This is a genomic window from Fodinibius sp. AD559 (assembly GCF_052712805.1).
Genome location: NZ_JBQPVW010000002.1, coordinates 26,343 through 38,676, shown reverse-complemented (window position 1 = coordinate 38,676; position 12,334 = coordinate 26,343). Strand labels below are relative to the sequence as shown.

Sequence of the window (12,334 nt, the reverse complement as noted above, 5' to 3'; positions counted from 1 at the left end):
TATGTGTCCCCACGCTCCACTCTCTATGCACCAAACCCCATGCCATCATTCATTCCGAAACTGCACATCTTTCCACTGCTCGAAATAGTGCTTCACTTTTCGTCGTTGATACTTACCCGTTGAGGTGACCGGAATTTCATCCCCAAAAACAACAACCTTGGGAGACTTCGAAAATGGCAGATGCTCCCGGCAATACTCCAAAATAGCTTCCTCATCTTCCTCTGCACCTTCTTTAAGTTCTACATAGGCACCCACTTCCTCACCATACCAATCGTTTTCAAATCCGACGGCTATACCCGCTTTTACACCCGGAGCTTTGTTAATCACCTCATCAATTTCAAGGGGTGCCAGGTTTACGCCGCCACGGATAATCAGTTCTTTCAACCGTCCGGTAATAAAAAAATACGGACGTCCTTTCTCGTCATTGACATAAAATCCCTCATCTCCACTGCGAAACCAGCCATATTTAAAAGTTTCTTCGTTGGCCTCCCGGTTATTATAATATTCGATCATCACATTCGCCCCGCGGATCACAATTTCGCCACGCTCCTCTTCTTCCAGCTCATTACCATCTTCGTCGTGAATTGCCATCTCATTCGCCGGAATAGGCACGCCAATGCTTGGATAGCCATAATCAGCAATCCATTTTTTGTGCTCCTCTTTATTCAGGTCAACGGGAAGAAAACAGGAATAACAAGTAGTTTCCGAAAGTCCGTAGCCGTGAATTATGGGGATATCAAAGCGCTCTTCAAAAGTTTTCGCCACTTTAACGGTCAGCGGACCCGCTCCGCAAATCAAATGCTTTAAGGTTGAGGTATCGGGGATATTCTCGTCCGTATAGTGATTATTGAGATACTGTAGCAAGGTGGGCACCATACTCACAATATCGACACTCTCTTCTTTGATGATAGGAAAAAACCGGCTGGTCCTAAATTTTTGATTCAAAACCGTTGATCCGCTGGCAAAAAATGGTGTAATCAATGTAACCACGGTACCATTTACATGATGGATCGGAAGCACGCACATCATGCGCGTTTGCTCATCGATATCGTGCCAATCAGCAATACTGCGGGCATCTTCAAGCAAATTACGCTGGCTCAACATCACCCCCTTGGGTGCACCTGTCGTACCGGATGTGAATACAATCAGGGCTTCGGAATTATCCAAAGAATCATCAGGAATTTCGAGTTCTCCTTTCTCCCTGGTAAAATTTTCGATCTCTCCTTCGCAGATAATCCACTCAACATTTTTCAAATACTTGTACGATTCCAGAATTCCCCGAAATCGCTCCCGGTATTCGGTGCGTACAAACGCGAGCTCTACTTCGCCATTTTCAAGGATGTATGCAATGCGCTCATCATCTTCGCCCAAATTGATTGGTACAACTACTAATCCCAATAGCCAAGCAGCAAAATATTGCACAACGGTGTGCCAGTGATTATGTGAGATTGTAGCAATACGATCACCGTGGCTAAGTCCATGACTCTGCATGAACCGAGCACAATTTATTACATGCTGATAAAATTCAGCATAATCAACCTCGGTCCTATTATCATTTTCATCAATATAGGTCAAATAGTTGTCTTCGTTATCCGAGCGTTGCTGTAACAACTCGGGGATATCCTTAACCGGCAAAGGAGGCAACCGATTAGAGGTTTTACGCGCGTAATCAATTTTTTGCTGAAGTTCTTTAAAATCCATAAAACACCTATTTATTGACCATTGATCTGTGCTCAATTTTAGGTTTTGAAGGGCGGAAAGGCAAATCCATTCCCTATTTTGAACGAACTGTAATGAAAAGCATGTTTTTATAACACATGCGAACCAAAACCACTTTTATGAAAACGCTAAATAGCTTTCTCCTTTTCCTAATAGCAGCTGTCGGAATATGGTTAACATTCAACAACCCTATCCCTCAGTCAGCTGACAATTTACCATCACCACAAGTCGTAGATACTGTAACGACTGATACCGTGCAATGGGAACGACCTCGTTTTGATCAGCGCCAGGATGAACGATACGAGATGGTCAAACAAGGCATTGAAGACCGGGGTATTATAGATGACCAAAAAGTACTGGAGGCCATGCGCCATGTACCCCGGCACTTTTTTGTTCCAAAAAACTATCAGGAACATGCCTACGATAATCGTCCACTTCCAATCGGACATGACCAGACCATTTCACAGCCTTTAATCGTGGCCTACATGACAGACCTACTCGATATTGAACCCGGTGAAAAGGTCCTGGAAATTGGCACGGGCAGTGGCTATCAGGCGGCTATTTTATCTGAACTTACCCCGCATGTTTATACTATAGAAATTGTAAAACCACTGGCTGATCAGGCAATTAAGCGGTTTGAAATACTGGGGTATAATACCATTCAAACAAAAATTGGCGATGGCTACAAAGGATGGCCAGAACATGCGCCGTTCGATGCGATTATTTTAACAGCGGCCCCTGAGGAAATCCCAAAACCGTTAATCAATCAGCTGGCTCCGGAAGGGATATTGGTAGCTCCGGTTGGCAACGTTAATGACAACCAAGTTTTAACAAAAATTACCAAAACAAAAGACGGTAAAATAAAAAGGGACCAAAAAATGCCGGTACGATTTGTTCCTATGACTGGTAAAAGTCAAAACCAGTAGTTCTTCTTAAATACTATTCTAAATTTTCACTTGTTGTTTTTTGGAAGGCTCCCAGGAAGTGAAATACGATGGGCTGTCTTTTTTGTCAAACGTAAATGCTAACATTGTATATTTTCCCTGGTTTTCTGTCTTATTTAATTCAGTTTTTAGCTGCTTGGTAAGTTTATTAATTAATATCTCGTCCAGAGATCCAGAGACCGCAATATCAAAAGGTGAAGAAATGCCCTGAAATATAGTTTTAACAGCCTCATCACTTTCTTCAACTGTTATAGAAATTTCGGTAGCCTTACTGTTATTTTTGTATTCATGTCTGCATACAAGAGTAAGCAGCTCATTAAGTAATAATCCAAATGTCACAGCCTGACTGATCGTCAGTTTAAAAGGGGGACAAAATAATTTGACCCGGACGTCATTCAATTCTCCAAAATTTGTTTCTATCTGTTCAACTATGCTCTCTACATACATATCAACATTAACATCGGCAGCATCTTCGTGCTGATAGGTCTGCTCATGAACTTTACCCATAGAATAAATACGGGAGTGACTTTTTCGCAATTCATTTTCTACAACCTGATCTTCAGTATTTTGAAGCTGAAGCTCAATAAGTCCTGAAACTAACTGCATATTATTTTTGACCCGGTGGTGGATTTCTGCTATTAATGACCTCTTTACCCGCACCTGATCTTTAAGTGTTTTATTCCACCCTTCAACCAATCGAATTCCACCTAATCCCGCAGCAAGTAGAATCACTATGGCAATCCAAGCTGTTAATTCAAACGTCTGAGAAGCACTTAAAATCTCACTTGCAAAATTCGAGGAAGTATTCCTTAGTGCTTCCTCCATACGCAGGGTACCCAACTGCTCGGCAGAAAGTATAAAAATAACCAGTACGGTCACTACAGATATAATAGCGCTATACACCCATCCCAGTGAAATATCGGGTCGTTCGGGGACATCAAAATATCTATCCTTAACATGCTCTACTCTATTGCCAACTAAAAAAAGAATAGGAGCATTAATAAATACGAGCTGAAGAAATGTACCAGTCCACCAACTTTGCCAGGCAATAAGTGTCTCTTCAATTGTCAATTCTTGCACATGACTCCATATCAAAGATCCCATAGAAGAAGCCATTGATGCTACCAATGCAACCCCCACAAAAAACGCAAAATGCGTAACACTGTTTAAGGTATAATTAAAATGAGTACTGTAATATACGACTGCAAAAATACCCATCCCTAAAACAACGGCTATACCAAATAATATAGACCACTGCATTGGCATATTAAAAGCCAGCGCTACCATAAAAGTTGAAAGATATGCAGGGATAAAGCCCCATTCAAACCCCAACCAAAAAAGCAATAAATTGGATATCAAAAGCGGAGGATAAAACAATAAAAACAGCGAAATGGCCTGTCTGGTACTATCTAATGTATCCCAGTCTGAAGGAATCCAATAAATTACGGAGAGAAAACTGAGAACAAATAATACAAGCCATAAAACCAGTAATAGCCCTACCTTTTTATTAAGCAGCCCATATTCTTCCAGTAAATAGCCCAATGGTAGTGGACGCCAATACCCTTTTTTTTGATCTCTCCCACTCCCTCTTTCTCCTTTCATCTAAATAACCCTTTTATGTTTAAAATTAGCCAGAATACCCTAATACCCCCTTTTAAAAAACTTTATTTGACCCCTCACTTATTAAATTATCAATTCTTGTCTTGATTCTATCATAACTTTTTGTGAACACAAAAAAATTGCGCCTCAATTAAAAAAAATTAATGATCAATAAATCATATGAAACTTTTGAGCGTTGAAAATTATTGTTAGCTTGAATTTTTCAAAATTTGTCTACTCTTCTACTCATTATTATAAACGATAATAGCCATGAAATATATGCGGTCAACGATCTTTATTTTTTGCTTCTTAATTCCTTTTTGGGGCTTTGCTCAAAATTCTTCAAATGTCAAAAATGAAAATGACAGTGATCGGATTTTGGACTTACTTCCTGTCAAACAAACTTTAAACGAACTTCCCAAAGAGCTAAAAAGCCAATTCACACAGAATCCGTTTGGTATATCCGCTTCTAAGAATGAGCAGCTGATAAAACTTTTTAGCAAAGCATATAACGCTGATTCGCTTTCCAAGACCGCTCACAAAAGTTTTAAAGAAACCTTCAACCACAGTTATTCCGACTCAGTTCTTGCTGTTCTCGAATCAGAATCGATCAAACCTATTCTAAATACCGAGGCTGATTTTTATACCGTGCAGGGAATACGCAAACAGATTGTCACAAAATATGAACTTGACCAGAACAAGCCGTCTCAAGAGCGAGTTTCAATTATCGAAGACATTATTGAACATAGCTCGGCAAAAGAATCTGAAATAGAATCTCAAACCATCCTATTCCGCTCGTTGGTTATAGGCACCGATATAATTAGCAGTAAACTCAGCTTAAGTGAGACACAGATTGACGGTGTTGTCAATAATTTTAACAACCGCCTGCAGATGCAATTAGAGGATGAGTTAGTCAACAATTATTTGGTTATGTATCACGGATTGGAAGATGACCGAATCACAAAATATGCGGATTTTTATGCTTCCGAAGCGGGAACTGAATTTAAGAAATCTCTGAATAAAGCTATTCATACTGCTTTTCAGGAAGCTTCTGACCGATTTATCTCAAACGTTGAAGCGTTGTAAACAAACATCACACTTAGTTGTCATAATTTTATAACCATTACCTATATGAAAAAGCGATTTTTAATCATACTGGCTTTTGCTGTTTCCTTTTACAGCTGCTCTACAACACAGCAAACCGCTTCTGATGATAAAGCCACTGAACAATATGAACAGGAAGCCGCTCCGGATTCAGTAAATTTTGAAACTATGTTGGAACCGCCCAAAGGATGGCACCACTGGGATCAAGAAACCACTCGATTCCGGGGCATCAGCAGTGATAGGGCTTACTACGAATTATTGGCTGATAAATCCCCCCAGAAAACAATCACTGTTGCTGTTATAGATGGAGGAGTGGATACCGATCATGAGGATCTTGATGATGTCATGTGGACCAATGAAGATGAAGTGCCGAACAACGGAAAAGATGACGACGGCAACGGCTATGTTGATGATGTACATGGATGGAATTTCATTGGCGGTGCGGACGGAGAGAATGTAAATCATGATACCTTTGAACTGACCCGTCTTTATCGAAAACTGAAGGCAAAGTATGGGCAGATGAAATCATCTTCTTTAACTGCCGAAGAAAGAGACGAATATCTCTATTACCGCGAAATTAAATCGGATTATGAAGATAAAATCCGAGAACTCAGTCAACAGTACAAAAATATTCAAAGCATAGAACAGAGCAAGGCAGAAGCTGAGAAGATTTTAAATAAACATTTTTCCGACTCTTCTTACTCCTATAAGGATCTCCAAAATCTACAGCCCACCAGCCAGGATCTGAACTTTGCCAAAAATGTGATGCTGTATGTGATGGAGAATGATATCGACTCTACGCTTATTGCTGATCAGAAAAAACAGATTTATGAGTTCGCAAAATACGGCTATAACCCTGACTTCAATCCACGCGGTATTGTGGGCGATGATTACGAGGACAAGTCGGAGCGATATTATGGTAACAACGATGTAGCGGGTCCCGATCCTTCTCACGGAACGCATGTAGCCGGAATTATTGGAGCCGAACGAGATAATGGAATCGGAGTAAATGGCGTTGCTATAAACGTACGAATTATGGCGATTCGCGCCGTCCCCAATGGTGATGAGCGAGACAAAGACGTGGCCAATGCCATCCGCTATGCCGTCGATAACGGAGCGGATATCATCAATATGAGCTTTGGAAAAAGCTACTCACCCTATAAAGAAATTGTTGATAAAGCCGTGGCTCACGCCAATAAAAACAATGTGCTAATGGTACACGGGGCGGGAAACAGTGCTCAAAATACTGATACAACTGCAAACTATCCCACTGATAAATATAGTAGTGCCATAAGCGATTCTGCTGCCACTCTTTGGCTCAGTGTGGGGGCAACAAGCTGGAAACCCAACCAAGAGTTTGTCGCTAACTTCAGCAATTACGGAAACCAAACAGTCGACCTATTTGCTCCCGGCGTGGATATTTTTTCCACCATGCCTGACAATGAATACAAGTTTCAGGAGGGAACCAGTATGGCATCTCCGGTTGTAGCAGGAACTGCAGCGTTGATTATGGCTTATTATCCAGAATTAACTACCAATCAAGTTCGGCAAATTATTCTCGAAAACACCACCCAATATCCTAATCAGCAAGTAATTGTACCGAGCGAAGGCAATCCCCAGGAAGCCCAACAGGCTGCATTTGCAGAGTTATCTGTTTCTGATGGTGTGGTAAATGTTTACAAAGCATTGCGGGCAGCGGAGCAGACGAGTAAAAGATAATTGTATGAAAAATTATAGCTCTATCACTTTTCCTCTGTCTCGCACATAATCTATAAAATTGGCGTAGATCTCATGGGATGCTATGGTAGAACTGTCTCCCACTACAATAAGCTTTCGTTTGGCTCGGGTTAGCGATACGTTGAGCCTTCTGACATCCTCAAGAAAACCAATGCGTCTATTTTTATTGCTTCTCGTCAGTGATATAATAACCACTTCTTTTTCTCGTCCCTGGAACCCATCCACTGATTTTATCTCCAGGTTTTCCGTATCAATTTTACGATCCAGCAAATCAACCTGATCTTTATACGGACTAATAACAGCGATATTCTCCGGCTGCATCCCTGAACGCAGTAAGTTATCCGCCATCTGTGCTACCAGCAGAGCTTCCTCGGGATTTTCTTTGGATGTTGAACCCTGCCGTATTCGTTCCGCAGCATCGCGTCCGGCCGTATCCACAAATATAACCGGTTCATGCGGATCAAGAATCTCCGTCAGGTTGTTATCAAACAAATTGACATCCAGCTGGAAATCTTCAAGCGTATGATCCTTTACACTTTCATCGGCAGAAAGTATCCCATCATAGAATTGCTCATTTGAAAATGCCATAATGTTCTCATGCATGCGATACTGTACCTCCAGCATGTTTTTAATGCTGGAATGCTTCTCAGCCAGTCGTTCAAAAAGGGTGTCTTCCAATCCTTTGTCAGCAGCTTTCCGATTTTTCACCGTGGGAGGTAATTGCCGATGATCACCGGCCATTACCACCTTCTTGCCGTGTGTAATAGGGATCAGGCAACTCGGTTCAGTCGACTGCGTAGCTTCATCAATCACAACGAGATCAAATTCTCGACTTTCTACCAGTTCACTGCCTGCCGTACTGTTCGTTGTGCAAATAACCTGTTTAGTCTCCAGAATTTCATTAACGGCCTCTTCCCGAAGTTGATCTGCTTCTTCAAAAAGCTCTTCAATCTCGTCCTGTAGCTCAATCCAGCGGGCCATCTCCTGAATTTTATCTTCGGATACTCCACGCGAACCGCGTCCCTCTTCAGCAAGCTCTTTAATCTTGGTATTACTCATACCTCGTCGATATTTACCAGATGGATGCGTAAATTCCTCCTGCTCTTCTTTTTTCTCAAATGCCTGAGCGCGCAACTCCTCCGACTTTTGATACTCTTCATTTTGCTCGATCAAGCTGTCCAAAGTATGGTCTTTTAACTGGGGCGTTACCCGCGCCGGATGTCCTACGCGAACAGCTTTTACCCCACGATCCAGTAGGAAATCCAGCATATTATCAACGGCAATATTTGATGCCGCCGTAGCAAGTACTTTTTGTCCATCAGCCACCGCCTGTTCAATCACTTCGATGGCTGTTGTTGTCTTACCGGTACCCGGCGGTCCGTGAATAAGATGCACATCTTCGGCACCCAAACTGTAGGCTACTGCCTCTTTTTGGGATTCATTCAGCTCCTTATTGAACCACTCATCTACCTCTGCTTTCTCTGGCTCTTCCGGCGAATCCAATCCCACTATAATATTCCGAAGTTCCGCCAGTCGTCCGGTTGCTTCCTCCGCCCGCGTCAATGCATCTTTCATACGCTGATAGGTAATATCATTAACATATAGATCCATCCGTAATCCTTTGCCAAAGATAAAGCTGCGGGGTTGATCAAAAGCAACGGTCACAGAATAGTTGGTTTTCTGCACTACCGTACCCGTGGGATTGTCGCTGAGCAACGGATCTCTGCGCGAAATCATCACCAGATCGCCAACAGCTATTTCTGTCTCCGGGAGCGATTCCCCTTTGTACTGTCGCATAAATTTCACCAATTTACCTTCAAGCGCATTGCCTTCGTCACGGCCCCTCAAATGAAGAATAGCTTTTCCTTCAGCCTCTCGCTGCTCACCGGAAAGGGTACGAATACTTTCTTCATGCTCCCGCATTTCCTTTTCGCGCTCCAGCTCAACCAATCGCTCAAATCGGTTTACATAATCAAATATGGTTTCTATATCTTCAAAATCTTCCTCTTCTATATTCCGGACCGATACCCGGGAATGGCCTACTTTTTTTCCATTCAGTTGATTAGCCAGCTCTTCTGCTTTTCCCTCATTTACCTCTACTAAAGCTTTCGAACCATTAATATCAATATTTCCGATAATTCCAGGATCGATATCCGTTTCTCCACCAATAGCACCAAGAATATCACCCGGACCCTGATTTTTCAGTTCAGTGATTAAAATATTGCTCATAGCCTATTATAATCTCTGCTTACCTTCGACTTTTTGTTTGATTTAGCTTCATCTAAACACAAAAAAAAGTGACAGGAATTCCAAAATACTTATGAAATAAAACGCATATATCCACAGGCTTTAGAAGACGGTAAAATATCGAAAAGCATCAAAAGAAATTGATCATTCCATTTGATGCCGGGCTTTTCAATCCTACGGTGTAAAAGGGACAGGTATAATTTCAAAACGAGAATAATCAGATTTAAATCATCTATAAAAACTCACTTGTTTTAAATGATATTCCTGACTACAAAACTCTATTTCATCACGAGACTCTCCCTGAGATAGAAATATATACACTGGCCTATATCTCAGATAACCTACTGACTTTCCTATACTTGTATATGAACTTATTTAATGTTTTCTCAATAAAAAAGCCCGTCAAGCTTTCACCTGACAGGCTTTTCTCATTCGATAATTAAAAAGCAATTATTCTTCGGCTTCCTCCTTCTTCTCGACTTCCTCATTCCAGGAATAGGGATAACTTTCATCATCCAGTTTCTTTGCTTCAGTCGTCAAATGCAGTGGATGAAAAGTATCAACCATCACAGCATATTCATCAGTTGACTCTTTGCCGATACTTCCCTCGTACTTTCCAGGATGCGGTCCGTGTGGAATGCCGCCGGGATGCTGCGTAATGCTGGCTTCTTCTACTCCTTTCCGACTCATAAAATCGCCTTCCACATAGTATAGCACCTCATCAGAGTCAACATTAGAATGAGCATAAGGCGCCGGAATGGATTTTGGATGATAGTCGAACTTACGCGGACAAAATGAGCACACCACATAATTATTCCCCTCAAATGTCTGATGCACGGGGGGCGGCTGATGAACTCGTCCTGTTATGGGCTCAAAATCCTTGATGTTAAAAATCCAGGGATACAAATAACCATCCCAACCCACCACATCAAAAGGATGATGCTCGTACCAATACGAGGTATATCGTCCCTGTTTTTTGATACGAACCTCAAATTCGCCCTCCTTATTCACGAAAATTGGTCCTTCAGGACGACGAATATCACGCTCACAATACGGGCTGTTTTCCAGGAACTGTCCTTGATCTGACAAGTACCGATCAGGAATATCCACCGGACCCGTCGAATCCACTGTGAGCATGCGATTTTTCTCAGTCTCAAAAACCATCTGATAAATCGTGCCGCGCGGGATGTAGATATAATCGCCCCAACCGAAGTCAAGCTTTCCGAACATGGTCTGCACGTATCCCTCCCCCTCGTGGATAAACAGCAGCTCATCGTGCTCACCATTTTTATAAAAGTAATCCATGGATTCAGTTGGACGCACAGCACCGATCTGTACATCATTGTTGTAGAGAAGTACTTTACGTCCCACTACTGGATCGCCTCCTTCTTCAAGATTTGCAGTTCGCAGGTGATGATGCCGAAGCATGCCCTCATCCCATTTTTCAATCTTCACCTCTTCCCCCTTTTCCACTTTAAATGTTTTTGTTGGTGGATTGTGATGATACATCAACGATGACACACCATGAAATCCCTCAGCACCAAATAAATGCTCCTGATAAAGTTCACCATCGGGCCGACGGAATTGCGTATGCCGTTTCTGTGGTATCTTTCCTAATTGATGATAAATCATGGCTAACACCTCGTTTTAGTCATAAGTAGAAAGTCTCAAGTAATGAGTTTGTAACCCAATTTTTACTCACAACTCAGGACTTTCGACTGTTTTTAAAGATTTCCTCGTTTATCCTGCTCACGTTCAATAGCCTGAAAAAGTGCTTTAAAATTCCCTTTCCCAAATCCGCGGGCTCCTTTACGCTGAATAATCTCAAAAAAGAAGGTAGGTCGATCTACAACCGGCTTGCTAAAAATTTGTAGTAAGTACCCTTCATCATCGCGATCCACGAGAATACCTAAATCCTCCAGCTGATCAATGGGTTCATCAATTTTTCCAACGCGATTTTCCAGCTCTTCGTAATAGGTCGTTGGCACGTGTAAAAACTCTAATCCACGACCCTTAAGCTCTTTCACTGTTTTGATGATATCTCCCGTTAGCAATGCAATATGCTGAACGCCGGGCCCTTCGTAAAAATCAAGAAATTCTTCAATCTGGGATTTCTTCTTACCATCAGCCGGCTCGTTGATCGGAAACTTGATCATACCACGCCCACCGGCCATAACTTTCGACATCAGCGCCGAATATTCCGTGGAAATATCCTCATCGTCGAAATGGATATACTGTGTAAAGCCCATTACATCGCGATAGAAGTCTACCCAGTCGTTCATCTTTCCTTTCTCCACATTTCCCACACAGTGATCTACATATTGGACTCCTACCGGCTCAATATTTTGGATAGGTGATTCTGCAGGTTCAAAACCCGGCATGAATATTCCATCGTAGTTCGATCGATCAATCAATGTGTGGAGAGTATCACCATAAGTAGCAATGGCGGCTTTGCGAATGGTACCATGCTCATCTTCCAGATCTTGAGGCTCCTCAACACCTTTGGCTCCGCGCTTGACCGTTTCTTTATAAGCACGGTCTACATTTTCAACATGCATGGCTATATCGCGGATGCCATCTCCATGATTGGCAATATGATCAGCAATTGGTGAATTACTATTAAGCGACGAGGTAACTAAAAAGCGGATATTTCCCTGCTGCAACAGATAAGAAGCCCGATCCCGATTTCCGGTTTCCAATCCACTGTACGCTTTAAGCTCAAATCCAAAAACTGTTTGATAAAAATGACTGGCCTGTTTGGCATTGCCTACATAATGCTCTACAAAGTCAACATCCTGAAGTCCAAGATGGTCATCAAACTCTTCTTCAACAGGTCGTTCTAACGTAGCGGATTGATCTTCTTGTGTCCCCATCCCGTATCTTACCTCTTTCGTTTTATTATATTTAACATAAGTTAATATAGTATCCAGCGTATTACGTCTCAAATTATTTAATTACTCTTCCATTTTACTTATAAGATTAAT

Annotated in this window: 8 protein-coding genes; 3 read left to right on the top strand and 5 right to left on the bottom strand. The window is 41.9% G+C overall.

From position 1 onward, the window contains the following. Positions 1–45 precede the first annotated feature (45 nt). Entirely contained in the window at positions 46–1,701 is a 1,656-nt protein-coding gene (locus ACQ4LT_RS03255; protein WP_445664586.1) for a class I adenylate-forming enzyme family protein, read from the bottom strand. A gap of 137 nt (positions 1,702–1,838) precedes the next feature. On the opposite strand from ACQ4LT_RS03255, the gene ACQ4LT_RS03250 reads away from it, so the two are divergent. Beyond that, positions 1,839–2,645, top strand: a complete 807-nt coding sequence (locus ACQ4LT_RS03250; RefSeq protein ID WP_445664585.1) for a protein-L-isoaspartate(D-aspartate) O-methyltransferase — start codon at positions 1,839–1,841, stop codon at positions 2,643–2,645. 18 nt (positions 2,646–2,663) lie between these two features. Here the strand turns inward: ACQ4LT_RS03250 and ACQ4LT_RS03245 are convergent, their stop codons facing one another. Then, entirely contained in the window at positions 2,664–4,265 is a 1,602-nt protein-coding gene (locus tag ACQ4LT_RS03245) for a sensor histidine kinase (RefSeq protein ID WP_445664584.1), read from the bottom strand. Positions 4,266–4,532: 267 nt separating this feature from the next. Here ACQ4LT_RS03245 and ACQ4LT_RS03240 point away from each other — a divergent pair, with 267 nt between their 5' ends. Beyond that, the gene (locus tag ACQ4LT_RS03240) at positions 4,533–5,348 is read left to right on the top strand and encodes a hypothetical protein (protein WP_445664583.1); all 816 of its coding nucleotides are present in this window, start codon (positions 4,533–4,535) and stop codon (positions 5,346–5,348) included. 45 nt (positions 5,349–5,393) lie between these two features. After that, a complete protein-coding gene (locus tag ACQ4LT_RS03235; RefSeq protein ID WP_445664582.1) occupies positions 5,394–7,085 on the top strand; it encodes a S8 family peptidase in 1,692 nt (563 codons plus the stop codon). A 12-nt stretch (positions 7,086–7,097) separates the two neighbouring features. Here the strand turns inward: ACQ4LT_RS03235 and ACQ4LT_RS03230 are convergent, their stop codons facing one another. The 3 genes from ACQ4LT_RS03230 to hppD form a co-directional block, all read right to left on the bottom strand. Further along, complete coding sequence (locus ACQ4LT_RS03230; protein ID WP_445664581.1) at positions 7,098–9,332, bottom strand: IGHMBP2 family helicase; 2,235 nt, start codon at positions 9,330–9,332, stop codon at positions 7,098–7,100. A 468-nt stretch (positions 9,333–9,800) separates the two neighbouring features. Next, positions 9,801–10,982 (bottom strand): homogentisate 1,2-dioxygenase, encoded by a 1,182-nt coding sequence (locus tag ACQ4LT_RS03225; protein WP_445664580.1) that lies wholly within the window; start codon positions 10,980–10,982, stop codon positions 9,801–9,803. A 92-nt stretch (positions 10,983–11,074) separates the two neighbouring features. Further along, positions 11,075–12,223 (bottom strand): 4-hydroxyphenylpyruvate dioxygenase, encoded by a 1,149-nt coding sequence (hppD, locus tag ACQ4LT_RS03220; RefSeq protein WP_445664579.1) that lies wholly within the window; start codon positions 12,221–12,223, stop codon positions 11,075–11,077. Between the last annotated feature and the right edge of the window lie 111 nt (positions 12,224–12,334).